The organism is Enemella evansiae, assembly GCF_004362375.1.
GTDB lineage: Bacteria > Actinomycetota > Actinomycetes > Propionibacteriales > Propionibacteriaceae > Enemella > Enemella evansiae.
Window position 1 is genome coordinate 1,196,265 of the sequence record NZ_SNXA01000008.1, and the last position, 17,972, is coordinate 1,214,236.

Consider the following 17,972-nt stretch of genomic DNA (forward strand, 5'->3'; position numbering starts at 1 on the left):
CGTTCAGCGTACGCGCGCCGTGGCGGACTCCTCGGCAGCACCCACGTGGCGGCCGGTGCTGATCCGGACCAGTGGCAGGGCGATGACGGCGAAGACCCCGAGCACGGCCGCGAAGGCGAGCACCGCGACGGGCAGCCCGACCGCATCGGCCAGATAACCGGTGGCGACCGGCAGCGCACCCGCGGGCAGGTAGCCCGAGATGTTCAACGCCGCATTGGATTCCGCCCGCCGATCCGGGGCGATCCGGGTGGCGATCGGCGTCAACCCGGCGAGCTGCCCCAGCCCCTGGGCGGCACCGGAAAGCAGCGCGGCGGCGAGGAACATCGGCCACCGCCCGGCCCCCGTCACCGCGAGACCGAGCAGCACCATCGCGGCGACGGCCGCGATCGAGCTCACCCCGAGCTGGGTCCGGGTGGACCATCCGCCGACGGCGAACTGGATGCCGGTGGCGACCAGGAACATCGCGCAGGCGATCAGTCCGGCGATGAACGGGTCCCGGACGCCGACGGGCCCCGCCAGCACCGAGGGTCCGAGCGACAGCACGAAGGAGGTGGCGGTGATCCCGGGGCCGAAGGTGACCGCACCCCAGACCAGTTCCCGACGCCGATCCCGCGGCGGCCGCGGCCAGCGCCACAACCGGCCACCGGTGGCCACCGGACCCTCCGGCCGGCCGAGCGGCAGGCGTACCCCGATGCCGAAGGCGATGACCGTCAGCGCGGTCACCAGGCCGAAGACCCATGGTTGCGGCGTACCGGTCTGGCGCGCGATGGAGCCGGACAGCAGCGGCCCGAGCCCGGCGCCCAGCACCATCGACACCGAGGCGAACAGCCCACCGATCCGGCGTCGCGCCGCCGGCGCGAGGTCGACCACGGCGGCCATTCCCGCGGTCACCGACCCGCCCACCGAGATCCCGGCCAGCAGGCGAGCCACCAGCAACCAGACCACGTTCTGGGCGAAGAGGAACAGCAGTGCCGAGACGATCGCGGCGGCCAGCGCGGGCAGCAGCACGACCCGGCGTCCGTACCGGTCCGCGAGTCGCCCCGCCACGGTCAGGGTGCCGACCAGCCCGGCCATGTAGCACGCGAAGACGACCGTCAGGGTGCCGGAGGAGAACCCCCATTCGCGCTGCCAGGCCACATAGAGCGGTGTCGGTGCGTTGGAGAGCACGAACACCGACGTGACGGCGATCGCCGCCGCGATCGACCATCCCAGGCCGTGTCGTTCCACGGTTCGCATCACTGACCTCCTGTTCGATCCGACTCGTAGCAGTACGAACATAGTCGAACTGATCCACAAGTTCGAGTCTGTTCGTACTTTGGGTACGCTGGCGCCATGAGCACGCTGGCCCCCACCTATCGCAGCGACACCGAGCCCGACGGCCTGCCCGATCGGTTGCCGGAACCGGCGGTGGCGGACATCCGGTTGGAACGAGTGCTGGGTGTGCTGGCCGACCCGCTGCGGCTGACGATCGTGCAGCGACTGCTGCACAGCTCCGAGGGGTTCGATCAGACCTGCGGCTGGTTCGGCTTCGACCGACCCAAGTCCACCCTCACCCATCACTTCAAAGCGCTCCGCGAGGCGGGGGTGATCACCCAGCGGCAGTACGGTCTGGAACGCCGCAGCCGGGTCCGGCTGGCCGAGCTGAACGAGCGGTTCCCCGGGTTGATCGACCTGGTGCTGAGCTGGCGGCCTGCCCAGGACTGATCGTGCGGGTGGGCTCGCCGATAGCATCGCCGGTATGCCTGCACGCAGCGAACGCAGCGAGGTGACCACCGAGGTCGACGGCCGGCGGTTGGTGCTGTCCAATCTGGAGAAGGTGCTCTATCCCGAGATCGGGCTCACCAAGGGTGAGGTGATCGACTACTACCTGCGGATCGCGCCGACGATGCTGCCGCATCTGGCGGACAAGGCGTTGACCCGGGTGCGTTTCCCCGACGGGGTCGCCGCGGGGTCGATCACCTTCTATGAGAAGAACAAGCCGAACGGGTGCCCCGACTGGGTGACCACGATGCCGGTCTCCACCGGGGACGGGATCGTCGACTACGTGGTCGCCGGCGAGCGGGCCACCTTGGTCTATCTGGCCAATCTGGCCGCCCTGGAACTGCACGTGCCGCAGTGGCACGGCGACTCCGCCGCCGAGCGGCCGATCACCGTCCGCGGCACCGGTGACTCCCCCAGCGAGCCGCTCAGCGACACCGTGGTGATCGACCTCGACCCGGGCGAGGGGTTGACCGCCGACCGGCTCGCGCACGCCGCCCAGCTCGTCGGCGGGCTGCTCGCCACCGACGGGCTGCTGCCGCTGGTCAAGACCACCGGCTCCAAGGGGCTCCAGGTGTACGCCGCGATCGAACCGGCTCCCGCCCGCGCGGTCACGGCGTACGCCCAGTCGCTCGGCGCGCTGCTGGCCCGGACCGAACCCGACTACTTCGTCGGCACCATCACCGTCGCCCAACGCACCGGCCGGGTCTACCTGGACCACAACCAGAATCTGGCCGCCCGCAACACCGTCGCCCCCTACTCGCTGCGCGGCCGCGCCTGGGCCGGTGTCTCCACCCCGCTGGAGTGGGACGAGGTCGCCGCCGTGCGCGAGGTCGAGGATCTGCGCTTCACCCCCAGCGAGGTGCTGGACCGGGTCGACGAACACGGCGACCTGTTCGCCGAACTGCTGGATCCGGTGGACCCACCGCCACTCCCGCCGGTGAAGTGAGCCCGAGAAATGAACCGCGACGCGGGCCGGACGAGACCTCCGCGAGGGTGACGCGCCGGTAGCATGTCGGAATGCACGACAGCAGCGGAACCCGACCGGGCACTGGCGCCAGACAACGCCTGCCCCGGGAACAACGGCGCCTGCAGCTGCTCGACGTGGCCGGTGCGGTGTTCGCCGCCAAGGGCTATCACAGCGCCGCGATGGACGACATCGCCGAGGCCGCGGGCGTCTCCAAACCCGTGCTGTACCAGCATTTCGCCTCCAAGCTGGATCTCTATCTGGCCCTGGTCGACCGGGCCTGCGACCAGCTCGTGGAGCGCGTCACCGAGGCCCTGCAGTCCACCGAGGAGAACCGCGACCGGGTCTATCGCACGATCGGCGCCTTCTATGACTTCGTCTCCGACTCGGGCCGCTCGTTCCGGTTCGTCTTCGAGTCCGACCTGACCGGGGACGCCCAGGTGCAGGAACGGCTCTGGCGGGCGCACCAGGACATCGCCCGCGAGATCGGCGCGGTGATCGCCGGTGACACCGGACTGCCGGACGAGCAGGCCGAACTGCTCGGCATGTCGCTGGTCGGGATGGCCCAGGTCAGCGCCCGGCACTGGGCGGCGGAGGCCAGCGACGACCTGGACGTGAAGCGCGCGGTCGACCTGATCTCCTCCCTCGCCTGGCGCGGTATCCGGGCCTTCCCCAAGCACAACGGCGCCGAGCACTGATCGCTCCCCCAACCGGTTCCAGCTGCCTTCGAATCGGGCCCCGAAGCAACACCCGACCCCGGTAGATTGTCCGCAACACCCGTCCACCGAGGGGACACGATGAGCAGCATGCAACCGGATCCGAGCACCGCCCAGGCGGCCCAGCCCGCCCCGCTCACCCCGCCCGCGGGTGCGGAGGCCGTGCTCACCCTGGAGGCCCCGCCGGCGCCCGCGCCGGTGACCGCGACCCAGGCGCCGAAGATGGCGCCGCCGGTGAAGGCCGAGCAGGTCCCGGTGCTGGATCAGAAGGTGGACGCGTTCATGGGCGCACTGACCTCCGCCCAGGCCAAGTCGCCGGAGATGGAGGCGCAGGCCACCGCGGTCCGCAACATGGGTGATGCCGATGTCCGCAAGGCCGCCGAGACCTCGAACCGGTTGCTGAACGCACCGGTCAAGGCGCTCAAGGAGGGCGGCATCTCCCAGGGCTCGTCGATCGGCAAGACCCTGCTGGAGCTCCGGCGTACCGTCGAGGATCTCGATGCCGCCCAGGCCACCGGGGTGCGCAAGTTCCTCGGCATGATCCCGATGGGCGACAAGATCGTCGACTACTTCCGCAAATACCAGTCGGCTCAGTCCCATCTCAACGGCCTGTTGCATTCGTTGCAGAACGGCAAGGACGAGCTGACCAAGGACAATGTCGCGCTGAACATGGAGAAGCAGAACCTGTGGGCGACCATGGGCCGGCTGAACCAGTACATCTACATCGCCGAGCGGCTGGATGCGAAACTGTCGGCGCAGATCGCCGAACTGGAGATGGCCGATCCGGACAAGGCGCAGGCGCTCAGCCAGGACGTGCTGTTCTATGTCCGCCAGAAGCATCAGGATCTGCTCACCCAGCTCGCGGTCTCGATCCAGAGCTATCTGGCGATCGACATCATCATCAAGAACAACCTCGAGCTGATCAAGGGTGTCGACCGGGCCGCGACGACGACGATGTCGGCGCTGCGGACCGCGGTGATCGTCTCCCAGGCGCTCACCAACCAGCGACTGGTGCTCGACCAGATCACCGCGCTGAACACCACCACCAGCAACATCATCGAGCAGACCTCGCTGGCCTTGAAGCAGAACTCCGCCGACATCCAGAAGCAGGCCGCCGAGGCCAGCGTCGGGCTGCCGCAGCTGCAGAACGCCTTCGCCAACATCTACGCCACCATGGATTCGATCGACCAGTTCAAGCTGCAGGCGCTGGATTCGATGGCGCAGACCATCGGTGTGCTGGAGCACGAGGTGGACAAGTCCAAGGCCTATCTGGACCGGGTCTCGCAGGCCGACCAGCGGCTGGCGTCGGGTTCGATGGACTTCGAGGGCGGTACGCCCGGTCAGGGCCGGTAGCCGATGGGTTTCCTGGACTGGGTACGCGGGGTCAACGAGAAGCTCGAGCCCGAGGGTGCGACGACCGCGCCGAAGGTGCCGACCGAGCACGACATCCTCAACGCCCTGGACCGTACCGAGGAGCTCGCCGCCCGGGCCCAGTTGAATCCGGTGGTGCTGGCGCGGGTACGCCGAGTCTCCACCGGTGTGCGCGAGACGCTGCCGCGGATGCGCAGCGTGGGGCTGGGTTCCTCGGACAGTTACGCGGTGATGGCCACCGCCACCGACTATCTGCCGGAGGCTCTGGGGGCGTACCTGCGGCTGCCCAGGGACTGGGCGGACTCGCGGCCGATCGAGGCCGGCAAGACCAGCCTGATGCTGCTGATCGACCAGCTCGACCTGCTGGGCGCGACGATGGACAAGATCTTCGACGCGGTGGCCCGTTCCGACGCCGAGGCCCTGGTCGCGCACGGCCGCTTCCTGACCGCCCGCTTCGGCGGCGAGTCGACCGGCGGCGAACTCGATCTGAATGCCGCCCAGCAGCAACCGCCCCAGCCGACCCAAGCTCCGCAATCCCAGCCAGCACGGCAATCCCCGCCGATGCAGTCCTCCCCCCAGCAGCCCGCCAATCCGCTCGACCTGCCCTGAGCGCCGAGGAGTCACCGATGTCCGAGACAACCGGAAGTCTTGCCGACGCCCTCGATCGGCTGGAGGTCGTCGCCGACGCCGCCGGGCTCGATCCCGCCGCCGCGCGCGAGGAGGGGATGGCGCTCGCCGCGACCGTCTCCGAGGCCGGGCGGCAGGCCTTCATCGACTGGGCCGACCAGGTCGGCGAACCACCCAGCGCGGAACGGTTCATGGGGATGGCCCAGCGGGGTCGCCGCTGGCGCGGCGCGCCCACCGCGCTGCTGCACGAGCTGATCCAGTCCCGGCCGAAGCAGGCCCCGGCGTACGCCCGGGTGTTGGCCGAGGTCGCCACCAGCGCCTGCAACCTGGGCGAACCCAACCAGCGGGTCGCCGGCAACGCCCAGGCCGTCGCCGCCGCCCAGCTGGCGGCGCTGCCCGGCCACCACCCGACGCCGAACCCGACCCCGGCCAACCCGCCGCAGCCCGGTGAACCCGCCGCACCGGTGGCGAGCGAGCCGCCGAACCGGGCCCAGGAGTTCGCCCGGCAGGCGCCGCAGGTGCTGCGCACTGTGCTGGACCAGCTGCAGAGCAGCGTCCGCCGCCAGCAGCAGGACTTCCCGGGCCGCGCCACCTCCCCGCTCGGCTCCAGCCTCGACCTTGACCCGACCCAGCCGCTCGGCCCGGGTGCCTTCGGCGGGCTGCCGGGCGGCCAGGCACCGGCACAACCGGCCCCGACCGAGCCCGCGCCCACCGAGCCCGCACCGACCCAACCGGCACCCGCTACCGAGGCCACCGAGGACACCGAACCGGAACCGGAGCCCAGGACGCTGGAGGAGCTGCTCGCCGAGCTCGACGCACTGACCGGTCTGGCCCGGGTCAAGGACGAGATCCACAAGCAGGCCGCAGTGCTGCGCGTCGAAGGGCTGCGCGCGAAAGAGGGGTTGACCAGTCCGACGGTGACCCGGCATCTGGTCTTCGTCGGCAATCCCGGGACCGGCAAGACGACCGTGGCCCGGCTGGTGGCCGGCATCTACCGGGCGCTCGGGCTGCTCAGCAAGGGCCAGCTGGTCGAGGTGGACCGTTCGGAGCTGGTCGCCGGTTACCTCGGCCAGACCGCGATCAAGACCGCCGAGGTCGTCGACTCGGCGATCGGCGGGGTGCTGTTCATCGATGAGGCCTATTCGCTCTCCGGCGACCAGTACGGCACCGAGGCGATCAACACCCTGGTCAAGGAGATGGAGGACAACCGCGACGATCTGGTGGTGATCGTGGCCGGATATCCGCTGCCGATGCAGGTCTTCATCGCCGAGAACCCGGGCCTCACCTCCCGCTTCCGGACCACCATCTCCTTCGACGACTACACCGATGAGGAACTGGTCGAGATCTTCACCGGGATGGTCGAGAACGCCGACTACGACGCCCCCACCGAAACCGTCGACCGGTTCCGCGGTCTGCTCGCCGAACAGGTCCGCGACTCGACCTTCGGCAACGGCCGGTACGCCCGGAACTGCCTGGAGGCGGCGGTCGGTGCGCACGCCTGGCGGTTGCGCGAGGTGGACGAACCGTCGCTGGATGAGTTGCGCCAGCTGCTGCCCGACGACCTCGGCGAGCTGGACGACGAGGAGGACGAGCTGCCCGATCTGGCCGGTCTGCAGCCGGCCCCCGGGCAGCCGCTGACCGCGCCCGAGGAGGTTTCCGAGGCCGGGGATCCCGGCACCGTCGACTTCGGCGATGAGCCGGAATCCGAACCCAGCAAGGAATCCGGGGCGAGGTCGTGACCGCAGCTCCCGCACCCCAGCAGGCACCAGCAGTCCAGCAACGACCACCCGACCAGGCGCGGAAACCCGACGTCGCCCTGCAGGTCGGTGGTGCACCGACGCGGTTGCCCGGTCCGCTGGCGAAGGTCGCCGCACTGCCGACCCCGAAGCTGCTGCGATTGCTGCTGGCCTGCGTGATCCTGTTCACGACGCTGTTCGGGGTCGCCGCCGGCACGGTGCTGCTGAGCGCCCAGAACCGGATGGCCGAGGCGGTCCGCAACACCGATCAGTTGCTGCGGGTGCAGACGATCCGGGCGGAGATGCTGCGCGCCGACGCGACCCTGTCCAACTCCTTCCTGCTCGGCGGCCAGGAGCAGGCGTCCCAGCAGCAGGCGTACCAGCAGGCCCTGGAGAATGCCGAACAACTGGTCGTCGAAGCGGCCGAGGCGCAACCGGCCGACCGCACCGCGCTGGTCCGGGTGAATGCCGGGATGGGCAGCTATGCACGCACCATGGAGCAGGCTCGCGACAACAACCGGCAGGGTTTCCCGGTCGGCCAGGCGTACCTGACCGAAGCCGGTACCGAACTGCGCACCGGCATCCTGCCGATCCTGGATTCCTTGGTGAACAGCAATTCCGTGCGGGTCGCCGACCAGACCGAAGACGCCCCGCAGGGCTGGATCGTGGTCAGCGGGCTGCTCGCGCTCGGCTTCCTGGTGCTGACCATGGTGGTGATCGCGAGCCGCTTCCGCCGGCTGTTCAACCCCGGACTGGTCGCGGCGACGGTGCTGGTGCTGGCCGGGTTGATGACCGCTTCGATGACACTGATCAACAACGCCACCACGATGCACACCGTGAACAGTGAATCGCTGGCCACCGCGCAGGCCGCCGCCACCGCGCGGGCCCAGGCCTCCGACGCCAAGGTCTATGAGAACCTCACCCTGATCGCCCGCTCCGGCGGTGGTCGACTGGAGCAGTCCTGGGCGGATGCCTCCTGGGAGACCCGCTATGCACTGCGCCGGGTCCCCGACGCGATCGAACGCGAACGCCTGACCGGGTTGTGGGACCAGCACTCGTTCGTCCATCTGCGGATCCGGGCCGCCGATGCCGCCGGCCGTTGGGACGACGCCCGGGACCTGGCGACCAACAGCGAGCCGAACGGCTCGAACATGACCTTCGGCCGCTTCGACACCGAGATCACCAAGGTGATGACCGATTCCGGGGTCCGGGCCGCGACCAGTCTGCGCAACCAGCGGGGCGGCCTGATCGCCGCCGCCGTGCTCAGCATGCTGGCCGCGCTCGCGGCCATCGCCGGCGCCGTCTGGGGCGTACGCACCCGGTTGAAGGAGTACGCCTGATGTCCCGCTTCCCACGTCCTCGCGCACTGGCCCCGGTGCTGGTGGCACTGGCGGTGCTGCTGGCCGGCTGCTCCGCCGGGTACCGGCCCACCGACGTGCCGTATCGGCCAACCCCCACTCAGAGGGGTGGTGGCCTGACCCAGGAGTGCTCGAATCCCGGCCGGAGCTTCGACCCGAGCGAACTCCCACCGGCCGGACAGGTCCCCAGCAACTCGTCGATGGGCCGGGTCGCCGACCGTGGCCGGCTGATCGTCGGCGTCTCCTCCGACACCCTGACGATGGCCTCCCGGGACGCCCGCACCGGCGACATCACCGGGTTCGAGATCGATCTGGCCCGCGGCATCGCCGAGGCGATTCTCGGCCCGGGCGCCAAGCTGGACCTGCGGGTGGTCACTCCCGCCGATGCGCTCGCCCAGATCGACGGCGGCGAGATCGATCTGGTCATCGACCAGGTCGCGATGGACTGCGCCGCCTGGAACGGGGCCGCGGTGTCGGCGCCCTATCTCAGCACCGATCATGCCGCCATCGAGCGCCCCGGGGTCTCGCCCAGTGCCGATGCTGCCGAGCGCAGGAGCGTCTGCACACCGGCCGGCACGGCCATCGACGCCTGGATCGGGAGTCAGGCGCCGAGCCGGCCCAGGGTCACCGGCCGGACCTGGAGCGACTGCTTGATGAAGTTCCAGCGCGGTGAGGCCGACTCCTTGGTCGCACCGCGGCCCATCGCCCGGGGTCTGGCCGCCCAGGACCCGTACGCCGAGGTCGGCCCGGAGCCGTGGATCCCGATCTCGTTCGCCGTTCTGGCGCCGAAGCAGAATAGGGACATGATCCGATTCGTGAACGCGGTGCTCGCCCAGCGGGTGAGCAGCGGTGAGTGGCAGCGCAGCTACGACCGGTGGGTCCGCCCCTACGCCGGTGACGGCCGGCCGCCGCAGCCGCAGTACGGGAGGGCCGCGTGATCACCACCGAACGGGCCCGGGCAGCGGTCGCCCCGCTCGCCCCCGGGCGGATCGGCGTACCGCTGCCGGCGGAGGTCATCCACCGCTATCTCGGCGAACTCGACACCTGGGTCGCCGCCCGGCGCCGCGAGCTCGACCTGCTCGACGCCGCCGTGGTCCGCTCCCCGCAACGGGCGCAGCTGACCCGCGACATGATGCTGTCGATGGCGCTGTGGAAGGCGGTCAAGGACCGGCTCGATCTGCTGCTGGCCACCTGGGATTCCGGCCGAGTCGGTGCCACCGAACGGGAGCGGATCTCCGCCCTGGTCTGGGGACGGTTGGACGCCACCCTCGACCCCTCGCTGCTGGCCCGCGCGGATGCCGGCGATGGGCAGCCGCACGCCCCCGGCAGCACCCAGAGCGGGCTGGCGGTGTCACTGCCGGAGGCCTGCCGGCTCTCCGATGCGATGGCGGCCCAGCTGCGGACCCGGCTCGCGCTCGACCCGGCGGCCGATGAGCTGACCTCCCGGCTGCGGGATCTGCGCGCCCAGCTGGAGCGGATCCGCGACCAGGTGCAGCTCGAGCCGGCCGCGCTGCGTGCCGCGCCCGAGGCCCAGCTCGCCGACCTCGACACCCGGGTCCGTGAGCTGACCGAGAAACACAGCCGGGGTGGTGATGTCGGCGGCATGATCGGACCCGCCGAGATCGAGGCCGCCCGCTTCGAACGCGACCTGATCGTCGGTGGCGTGGAACGCCGCCGCGCCCGTGGGCTGGTGGATCGCGCCCGCGAACTGCGGGCCGATCTGGAATCGCGGGAGGTCGCCCTCACCCGGCTCGTCGACCAGTGCGTCCGGCAGGTCGCACCGGCGCCGAAGTATGCCGTCCCGGACGTCGCCGCACTCGGTGAACTGCCGAACACCGCCGAGAAGATCGAGGCCTACCTGCAACGGCTGGACCAGGTGAGCCGGGCGATGCAGGTGGTCCAGGACTCCTATTCCCGGGCCCTGGGTGAACGCGAGAAACTGTTGCAGCGCATGGAATCCGAGCGAGCGAAGGCGGCCGCGGCCGGTTTCGCCGGTGACAGCGATCTGGTCGCCATCGATGCGATCACCAGCGACGTGCTGCAGCGCCGGCCCTCCCCCATCCCGCTCGCCACCGAACTCGTCGAGGCCTACGAGATGGGCGTGCAGTGGTTGATCTCGCGTGACCGCGAAGGAGCGACCCGGTGAAATGCGCCCAGCCGGGTTGCACCGGCACGATCAGCGACGGCTACTGCGATGTCTGCGGGATGCCGCCGAGCGTCCCGGCACCGGCCGGCAGCGGCCGGGCCGCCGCCCCGCCGCGCAGTCCGACCCCCGCCTCGGCCGCCTCCGCCAGCGCCCAGGAGGCCACCATGGCCTCACCGCCGCCGAGCAGCCGGCTCAACCCGGTGAAGGGCGCGCCGCCGGCGGCCCGCGCCACCGGCCGGTGCCGGATGCCCGGCTGCGGCGGGGAGATCCGCGACGGCTACTGCGACATCTGCGGCTCCCCGCCCGATGTCGCCCCGGCCCCGGTCGGTGACGATGCGGCCCTGTCCACGGTCACCCGCGGCTCCTCCCGGCTCGGCTCCACCGCGCTCGGCTCGCGGCGCGCGGCGAGCAGCGGGTCGCGCGCCACCCGGCGTACCGGCACCGGATCCCAACGCATGCGCGGCAACCGGATCGGCGCGGGCCTGACCCGGGTACCACCCGCCCCCGCGGTCGACCCCGCGGCCGCGATCATGAAGGATCCGGTGGTCCCGGAGAACCGCCGCAACTGCCCCAGCTGCGGCACCCCGGTCGGTCGCTCCCGTGCCGGCCGACCCGGTCGCACCACCGGCTTCTGCGCGAAGTGCCGCAACCCGTTCTCCTTCGACCCCAAGCTGCAGCCCGGTGACCTGGTCGCCGGTCAATACGAGGTTGCCGGCTGCTTGGCCCATGGTGGCCTGGGCTGGATCTATCTGGCCCGCGACCGCAACGTGTCCAACCGTTGGGTGGTGCTCAAGGGCCTGCTCAATTCCGGGGACGCGGACGCCCTGGCCGCGGCCATCGCGGAGCAGCAATTCCTTGCCCAGGTGGAACATCCGCTGATCGTGGAGATCTACAACTTCGTCACCCACGAGGGTGCCGGCTATATCGTGATGGAATATGTCGGCGGCCGGTCGCTGAAGGAGCTGCTGAAGGACCGGATGGTGGCGAACAACGGCGACTATGATCCGCTGCCCCCGGATCAGGCGATGGCCTATCTGATCGAGGCCCTGCCCGCGTTCGCCTACCTGCATGACATGGGCCTGGTCTACTGCGATTTCAAACCAGACAACATCATTCAGGTCGGCGACGCGATCAAGCTGATCGACCTGGGCGGGGTACGCCGGGTCGATGACGACGAATCCGCGATCTATGGCACGATCGGTTATCAGGCGCCCGAGGTGGCCCGGGCCGGTGTCTCGGTGGAGTCCGATATCTTCACCATCGGCCGCACGCTGATGGTGCTCTGCGCGGAATTCAAGGGCTATCAGACGACCTATGAGTTCACCTTGCCACCGGTCGAGCAGACCCCGCTGTTCCAGCGGAACGATTCGCTCTATCGGCTGCTGGCCAAGTGCTGCGCCAAGGACCCGGCGGATCGCTTCTCGCACGCCGACGAACTGCGGGTGCAGCTGCTCGGCGTGCTCCGCGAGACCGTCGCCCGGCGGACCCCGGGCACCGCGCTCACCTCGGCCGCCTCGGTGCTCTTCGAACCGCCGACCTTCCTCGGCGAACAGCTCGACTGGCACCAGCTGCCCCGCCTCCGCCCCGACACCACCGATCCGCAGCACAGCTGGCTGAGCAATGTCGACATCGACGACCCCGGTGAGCGGCTGCTGGTGCTGCAGCAGGCACCCGAGGAATCCGCGGAGATCCGGTTGGCCCGCTGCCAGGCGGCCCTGCAGGTCGGCGATCTGCGGTTGGTGCGGTCGGAGGCGCAGCAACTGTTGCAGGCCGATCCGTGGGAGTGGCGGGCGGTCTGGATGACCGGGCTGGCAGCCCTGCAGGCGAAGGACTGGCCGGAGGCACAGCAGGCGTTCAACGCCGTCTACGGCCAGGTACCGGGAGAGCTCGCGCCCAAGCTCGCGCTGGCGATGGCCTGTGAGAACGGCGATGAGCCGGAGGTGGCCGAGGCGCTCTATGCCACCTGTGTCTCCACCGACGCCAACTATGTGACCCCCTCGGCATTCGGGCTGGCCCGGATCCGCGGCCGGCGGGGTGAGCTGGAGCAGGCGGTCGCGGCACTGGATATGGTGCCGGCGACCAGCCGGGGGTACGCCGAGTCGCGCCGGTTGCGCGCCCGGCACCTGCTCGCCCTGGGCGACGGGCTGGGCGATCTGGATCAGGCGATGCGGTCCATCGAGGGGGTCCGGTTGGAGGGCCGGGACGCCGACGAGTTCAGCGTGAACATCCTGGAGCGGGCACTCGCCGAGGTCCGCCGGTCCGGACCGCAGCCGAAGGTCACCGTGGGGGCGTACCCGGCCCAGGAGGAGTCGCTGCGCGAAGGGCTGGAGCAGGCGTACCGGTCGCTGGCCCGCCATCACCCGGAGCGTCGGGTGGAGCTGATCGATCGGGCCAACCGGATGCGCCGGTGGAGCTGGCTGTGAGTGAGGATTCGATGACCCTGGACAAGTCCGCCCCCGGCCCGACCCCGTGCCCCTTCTGCGGATCGCAGATCCAACCGTGGGAGGCCTACTGCGAGGGCTGCGGGGCCGAGCAGGTGCCCACCGCGACCAGCCCGGAGCCGGTGGCGGAACCGGCCCGCGACAGCCGCTCGGTGCACCTGCCGGGTGCCCGGCGGGCCGAGCCGTCCGAGCCAGCCGAGCCGGCCGAGGCCGAGCGCCCGACGGTGTGCCGGGAGTGTGGCGGGACGGTGGATGCCGATGGCTATTGCGAGCAGTGCGGGGCGAAGGCGCCGACGATGCGCGAACACTGGTCCGAGTCGCCGGCGCCGTGGGTCGGTGGCGTCTGCGACCGCGGGATCCGGCATCCCCGCAATGAAGACGCGATGGCGCTGGCCATCGATGACCAGGAGCCCGGCCGGGCGGTGCTGGTGGTCTGCGATGGGGTGTCCAGCTCGGCCGATTCCGATATCGCCTCGCTGGCCGCGGCCCGGACGGCGCGGGATCTGCTGCTGCAGCAGCGGCCCAGCGGGCTCGGTACCGAGCAGTCCCGGCAGCAGGCCCAGCTGGCGGCCCTGGCCGAGGCGGTTCGCGCCGCCAACGAGGCGGTGATCGTCGCGACCGCAGCGAAACCCGCCGATCCCGATCAACCGGTGGATCCGAACGCGATGGGTGGCAGCACCGCCTCCTGCACCTTCGCCGCGGCGGTCGTCGCCGACGGGGAGATCGTGCACGGCTCCCTCGGTGATTCGCGGATCTACTGGTTGGCCGACCGGGGCGAGTCCCGGCAGCTGAGCGTCGACGATTCGGTCGCACAGATGCGGATCGCGGCCGGGGTGGAACGGGAGCTGGCCGAGAACGGTCCGCAGGCGCATGCGATCACCAAGTGGCTGGGCCGCGACGCCCCCGATCTGCGACCCACCGGCGGGGTGCTGCCGGTGCCGGGTGAGGGCTGGTTGCTGGTCTGCTCCGACGGGCTGTGGAACTACGCCTCCACGCCCGAGGAGCTGGAGACCGTGGTCGCCCGGGCGCTGGTCACCGATCCGGCGAATGCCGAGCCGACCCGGTTGGCCGAGGCCCTGGTGGACTGGGCGAACGCCCAGGGCGGCAAGGACAACATCACCGTCGCTCTGGCCCGCTTCGGGGGCCAGGCGCTGCCGCCCGGTTGAACCGGCCCATCCTCGCAGAACCAGACCGGTCCATCGATGTTTTCTGTGGCGAGGGTGGTGTCGGGATGCACCGCAGTTCCATCGGTGTCGCCAGCTTTCCGCAGGCTACGAATCCGGTCGAGACGTTCATCCCGGTCGCCCGCATCTCCGACATGCTGCTCAACCCGGGAGCGGAACTGGCCTATGACGGCCGCACCCTCACCTACCCCGATATCCGGATGATCTATTGGGCGGGTGGGAATCCTTCCACCACCATCAGGATCTGAACAAGCTCGTGCGGGCCTGGAATGTCCCCGAGACGGTCGTCGTCCACGACTCCTGGTGGACCCCGGTGACCCGGTTCGCCGACATCGTCATTCCGGTGGCCTCCAGCCTGGAGCGGGACGACATCGCCGCCGGCGCCCACGACAACCATCTGCTGCCGATGCACCGGATCCAGGATCCGCCGGCGGGCGTCCCCACCGACTTCGAGGCGTTCCGGGAGATCGCGAAGCGGCGGGGTCGCGCCGAGGAGTTCACCGAGGGTCTGGACACCGAGGCCTGGGTGCGGCGGCTCTACGCCGAGACCGTCGACCGACTGGCCCGCCGCGGGGTGTCCATCCCGGACTTCGATGAGTTCATGCGATCCGAGGGTGTCGAGGTTCCGCTGCCCGCGCAGCGGGACGTCTTCGGTGACCTCAGAGCCGACCCGCAGCGGTTCCCGCTCACCACCCCGTCGGGCCGGATCGAGATCTTCTCCTCGACCATCGCCGGCTTCGACCTCGAGGGGCTGCCCGGACATGCCGTCTGGCGGGAGCCCGAGGAATGGCTGGGCAGTTCCCTGGCCGAGGGTGGGGAGCACTTCCATCTGCTGTCGCACCAACCCAGGGGGCGGTTGCACAGTCAGCTCGACTTCGGCGCCTCCAGCCAGAGCACCAAGATCGGCGGCCGCGAGGCCGTCCAGCTGAACCCGGCCGACGCCGCGCGGCTGGGGGTGGGCGACGGGGATGTCGTCCGCCTCGTCAACGACCGGGGTTCCTGCCTGGCGGCGGCGAAGATCTCCAGCGGTGTCACCGCGGGGGTGCTGCTGATGGCCACCGGGGGCTGGTACGACCCGCAGCAACCGGGTGAGCCGGACGCGACCTGCCTGCAGGGAAATCCGAACGTGCTCACCTCGGACCGCCCGACCTCACAGCTCGCCCAGGGGCCGACGGCGCAGACCTGCCTGGTGCGCGCCGAGGTCGTCGAGGACCCGCCCGCCAGCAGGGCCTATCTCCCGCCGGCGGTGGTGCAGCGCACGCCCACCGGTTAGGGCGTCCGGGCGACCGACAGCGGGGTTGCCGCTTTCGTACTCGCGTACTAATCTCGGGGGAATGACGGCCCTCGGTTCCCAGACGCAGAGCGAACGGATCGCTGAGCTGCGCAACCGGATGGGCAAGCTGCTCGCCCGCCGCGACGACGTCTCCCCCGCCCGCGCCGCCAGCGCCGCTCTGGGCACCGAGGACGCGGCGGCGAAGGAGTTGCCCTTGCTGCCGGGGCTCGCCGAGTTGCCGGCGCTGCGCGCGGGCGCGGTGCACCAGGTCGACAACCTGGCGCTGGCCTTGGCGCTGCTGGCCGGGCCGGCCCGCGCCGGCGACTGGGTCGCGGTGGTCGGGCTGCCCGAGCTGGGCTATCTCGCCGCCGAGGAGGCGGGTCTGCGGCTGGACCGGACGATCGTGATCCCCGACCCGGGCACGGACTGGCTCTCGGTGCTGGCCGAGCTGACCGACCTGACCGGCCTGGTGCTCACCCGCCCCGCGGGTCGACTGAACCAGTCCCAGGCCGAGCGGTTCCGGGCCCGGCTGCGGCGCCGCGGCAGTGCGCTGCTGAGTTGCGGCGGCTGGCCGCGCAGCGAGGCGAACTATTCGCTGCGCTCCTCGCGGTGGGTCGGCCTCGGCCATGGCGCCGGGCACCTGACGGCCCGCCGGGCCGAGATCGAGGTGCGTCGACCGGGCCGCCCGGCATACCACTGTCCGGTCTGGCTGCCCGGTGCCGATCTCAGCATCACCCCGGCCGGTGAGCTGCGGCCCGAGCAGCCCACCGAGGCGACCGTGCACCCGCTGCGGGAGGCGGGATGAGCACGCCGCGAGCGATGGTGGTCTGGTGCCCGGACTGGCCGGTGATCGCGGCGATCGCCACCGACCAGCTCGCCACCGATGCCCCGATCGTGGTGCTGGACCGCGGCCGGGTGCATGCCTGCTCGGCGGCCGCGCGGGAGTTCGGGGTACGCCGGGGCATGCGGCGCCGCGACGCGCAGGCGGCCTGCCCGGAGGTCGTCGAGGTGACGCATCGGCCCGAGTCCGAGCTGGCGGTCTTCGACGACGTGCTGGCGGTGGTCGAGGACACCTGCGCCACCGTGGTACCGATCCGGCCCGGGTTGTGTGCCACCACCACCTCGCCCCGGTTCCACGGCAACGAGGAACGTCAGGCCGCGGTGCTCGCCGAGCGGCTGGTCTCCACCGGGGTCTGGGACTGCCGGATCGGTGTCGCCGACGATCTCTTCACCGCCGAGCAGGCCGCCCGCCAGGCGGAGATCCAGAGCTGCACGATCGTCGCGACCGGCCGCTCGGCAGAGCATCTGGCTCCCCTACCGGTGGAGGTCCTCGACGACCCGGAGTTGGCGAAACTCCTGCGCAGATTGGGAATCCGGCGAGTCGGTGAGTTCGCGGCGCTGTCCCGTGCCGATGTCGCGACCCGATTCGGTGAGGCCGGTGCCCGGTTGCACCGGTTGGCCCGCGGTGGCGATCCGCGGTCGGTCGCCCCGCGCACCCCACCGACCGAGTTCGACGAGATCGTGCGCTTCGAGCCACCGGTCGACAACGCCGAGGTGATCACCTTCAGCAGCCGCACCACCGCCGAGGCGCTGATCGCGAATCTGGATCGGCGCGGCCTGGTGTGCGCGGTGCTGCGCATCGAGTGCATCGACGACGAGGGCCGGAGCACCGATCGGCGGTGGGCGCACCCGCGCTGGTTCACCTCGCGCGAGGTCGTCGACCGGTTGCACTGGCAGTTGCGTCGTGACAATCCACGGGTGGCGCGACGCGGCCCCCGGGCACCGCTGGCGGAGGTCCGCTTCGTCCCCGAACAGGTGGAGGCCGTCGGCACCCACGCCGACACCGTGTTCGGCGCCGGCACCGACGAGCGGGTGGAGCTGGGGGTGGGCCGGTTGCAGGGAATGCTCGGTCCCGAGGGCGTGCTGCGCCCCTCGGTGATCGGTGGCCGCGACCCGGGCCGCCGGCAACGGCTCACCCCGTGGGGTTTCGCCGACGCACCGGCCGCGCGGCGCCCCGCCCGCGCCCGCGCCGAACCCCCACCCGGATCGGTGCAGCTGCCGTGGCCGGGGTCGATCCCGCCGCCCGCCCCCGCGCGCATCCTGGATCCGCCGATCCCGGTCCGGGTCTGCGACGAGGCCGGGCGGAGCATCCGGATGACCGAGCGCGGCGGCCTGTCCGGTGATCCCCGCTGGCTGCTGCTGGACGGGCGGCGGGATGCGATCGACGACTGGGCGGGTCCCTGGCCGGTCGATGAGTCCTGGTGGGATCCGGGCTCCGCCCGGCAGCTGATCCGCTGTCAGTTCGTCGCCGCGGACGGGCGGGCCTGGTTGGCCAGCGGGGATGCCGAACAGTGGCGCCTCGAGGCCCAGTACGAGTGAGTGCAGTGAGAAACCC

At 70.9% G+C, this 17,972-nt stretch carries 16 protein-coding genes; 15 read left to right on the forward strand and 1 reads right to left on the reverse strand.

Features of this window, described 5'->3' with window-relative positions; translation table 11 throughout:
- Nucleotides 1-3: 3 nt before the first annotated feature.
- Nucleotides 4-1,236 (reverse strand): MFS transporter, encoded by a 1,233-nt coding sequence (locus C8D81_RS06280; RefSeq protein ID WP_133625704.1) that lies wholly within the window; start codon nucleotides 1,234-1,236, stop codon nucleotides 4-6.
- Between the two features lie 96 nt (nucleotides 1,237-1,332).
- On the opposite strand from C8D81_RS06280, the gene C8D81_RS06285 reads away from it, so the two are divergent.
- The 15 genes from C8D81_RS06285 to C8D81_RS06355 all read left to right on the forward strand — a co-directional run bounded on the left by C8D81_RS06285 (nucleotide 1,333) and on the right by C8D81_RS06355 (nucleotide 17,956).
- Nucleotides 1,333-1,704, forward strand: a complete 372-nt coding sequence (locus C8D81_RS06285) for an ArsR/SmtB family transcription factor (protein WP_094400815.1) — start codon at nucleotides 1,333-1,335, stop codon at nucleotides 1,702-1,704.
- Nucleotides 1,705-1,738: 34 nt separating this feature from the next.
- Nucleotides 1,739-2,707 (forward strand): non-homologous end-joining DNA ligase, encoded by a 969-nt coding sequence (gene ligD / locus C8D81_RS06290; RefSeq protein WP_133625705.1) that lies wholly within the window; start codon nucleotides 1,739-1,741, stop codon nucleotides 2,705-2,707.
- Between the two features lie 71 nt (nucleotides 2,708-2,778).
- Nucleotides 2,779-3,423 carry a TetR/AcrR family transcriptional regulator gene (locus C8D81_RS06295; protein WP_094355462.1) on the forward strand — a complete coding sequence of 215 codons (645 nt, stop codon included), beginning with the start codon at nucleotides 2,779-2,781 and terminating at the stop codon, nucleotides 3,421-3,423.
- A 99-nt stretch (nucleotides 3,424-3,522) separates the two neighbouring features.
- Nucleotides 3,523-4,794, forward strand: coding sequence for a toxic anion resistance protein (locus C8D81_RS06300; protein ID WP_229237924.1), 1,272 nt, complete (start codon nucleotides 3,523-3,525; stop codon nucleotides 4,792-4,794).
- A 3-nt stretch (nucleotides 4,795-4,797) separates the two neighbouring features.
- The gene (locus C8D81_RS06305) at nucleotides 4,798-5,421 is read left to right on the forward strand and encodes a hypothetical protein (RefSeq protein ID WP_179256160.1); all 624 of its coding nucleotides are present in this window, start codon (nucleotides 4,798-4,800) and stop codon (nucleotides 5,419-5,421) included.
- Between the two features lie 17 nt (nucleotides 5,422-5,438).
- Nucleotides 5,439-7,178, forward strand: coding sequence for an AAA family ATPase (locus C8D81_RS06310; protein WP_229237925.1), 1,740 nt, complete (start codon nucleotides 5,439-5,441; stop codon nucleotides 7,176-7,178).
- Complete coding sequence (locus tag C8D81_RS06315; protein WP_133625706.1) at nucleotides 7,175-8,515, forward strand: hypothetical protein; 1,341 nt, start codon at nucleotides 7,175-7,177, stop codon at nucleotides 8,513-8,515. The genes C8D81_RS06310 and C8D81_RS06315 overlap by 4 nt, the downstream gene beginning before the upstream one ends.
- On the forward strand, nucleotides 8,515-9,471 hold the full coding sequence (locus C8D81_RS06320) for a transporter substrate-binding domain-containing protein (protein WP_094400808.1): 957 nt from the start codon (nucleotides 8,515-8,517) through the stop codon (nucleotides 9,469-9,471). The genes C8D81_RS06315 and C8D81_RS06320 overlap by 1 nt, the downstream gene beginning before the upstream one ends.
- Nucleotides 9,468-10,679, forward strand: coding sequence for a hypothetical protein (locus C8D81_RS06325; protein ID WP_133625707.1), 1,212 nt, complete (start codon nucleotides 9,468-9,470; stop codon nucleotides 10,677-10,679). Before C8D81_RS06320 ends, C8D81_RS06325 begins: the two co-directional genes overlap by 4 nt.
- The gene (locus C8D81_RS06330; RefSeq protein ID WP_229237926.1) at nucleotides 10,676-13,102 is read left to right on the forward strand and encodes a serine/threonine-protein kinase; all 2,427 of its coding nucleotides are present in this window, start codon (nucleotides 10,676-10,678) and stop codon (nucleotides 13,100-13,102) included. Before C8D81_RS06325 ends, C8D81_RS06330 begins: the two co-directional genes overlap by 4 nt.
- A complete protein-coding gene (locus tag C8D81_RS06335) occupies nucleotides 13,099-14,286 on the forward strand; it encodes a PP2C family protein-serine/threonine phosphatase (protein ID WP_229237927.1) in 1,188 nt (395 codons plus the stop codon). Before C8D81_RS06330 ends, C8D81_RS06335 begins: the two co-directional genes overlap by 4 nt.
- 65 nt (nucleotides 14,287-14,351) lie before the next feature.
- A complete protein-coding gene (locus C8D81_RS06340; protein ID WP_133625708.1) occupies nucleotides 14,352-14,552 on the forward strand; it encodes a hypothetical protein in 201 nt (66 codons plus the stop codon).
- A gap of 8 nt (nucleotides 14,553-14,560) precedes the next feature.
- The gene (locus tag C8D81_RS06345) at nucleotides 14,561-15,577 is read left to right on the forward strand and encodes a molybdopterin dinucleotide binding domain-containing protein (protein ID WP_166646694.1); all 1,017 of its coding nucleotides are present in this window, start codon (nucleotides 14,561-14,563) and stop codon (nucleotides 15,575-15,577) included.
- A gap of 61 nt (nucleotides 15,578-15,638) precedes the next feature.
- Nucleotides 15,639-16,382 (forward strand): hypothetical protein, encoded by a 744-nt coding sequence (locus tag C8D81_RS06350; RefSeq protein WP_133625710.1) that lies wholly within the window; start codon nucleotides 15,639-15,641, stop codon nucleotides 16,380-16,382.
- Nucleotides 16,379-17,956, forward strand: a complete 1,578-nt coding sequence (locus C8D81_RS06355) for a DNA polymerase Y family protein (RefSeq protein WP_133625711.1) — start codon at nucleotides 16,379-16,381, stop codon at nucleotides 17,954-17,956. Before C8D81_RS06350 ends, C8D81_RS06355 begins: the two co-directional genes overlap by 4 nt.
- Nucleotides 17,957-17,972 lie beyond the last annotated feature (16 nt).

Bases quoted from the DNA above. Each gene is read 5' to 3' on its own strand.
- C8D81_RS06280 (WP_133625704.1), bottom strand. From the start codon at position 1,236: ATGCGAACCGTGGAACGACACGGCCTGGGATGGTCGATCGCGGCGGCG.
- C8D81_RS06285 (WP_094400815.1), top strand. From the start codon at position 1,333: ATGAGCACGCTGGCCCCCACCTATCGCAGCGACACCGAGCCCGACGGC.
- ligD (WP_133625705.1), top strand. From the start codon at position 1,739: ATGCCTGCACGCAGCGAACGCAGCGAGGTGACCACCGAGGTCGACGGC.
- C8D81_RS06295 (WP_094355462.1), top strand. From the start codon at position 2,779: ATGCACGACAGCAGCGGAACCCGACCGGGCACTGGCGCCAGACAACGC.
- C8D81_RS06300 (WP_229237924.1), top strand. From the start codon at position 3,523: ATGAGCAGCATGCAACCGGATCCGAGCACCGCCCAGGCGGCCCAGCCC.
- C8D81_RS06305 (WP_179256160.1), top strand. From the start codon at position 4,798: ATGGGTTTCCTGGACTGGGTACGCGGGGTCAACGAGAAGCTCGAGCCC.
- C8D81_RS06310 (WP_229237925.1), top strand. From the start codon at position 5,439: ATGTCCGAGACAACCGGAAGTCTTGCCGACGCCCTCGATCGGCTGGAG.
- C8D81_RS06320 (WP_094400808.1), top strand. From the start codon at position 8,515: ATGTCCCGCTTCCCACGTCCTCGCGCACTGGCCCCGGTGCTGGTGGCA.
- C8D81_RS06340 (WP_133625708.1), top strand. From the start codon at position 14,352: ATGCACCGCAGTTCCATCGGTGTCGCCAGCTTTCCGCAGGCTACGAAT.
- C8D81_RS06350 (WP_133625710.1), top strand. From the start codon at position 15,639: ATGACGGCCCTCGGTTCCCAGACGCAGAGCGAACGGATCGCTGAGCTG.
- C8D81_RS06355 (WP_133625711.1), top strand. From the start codon at position 16,379: ATGAGCACGCCGCGAGCGATGGTGGTCTGGTGCCCGGACTGGCCGGTG.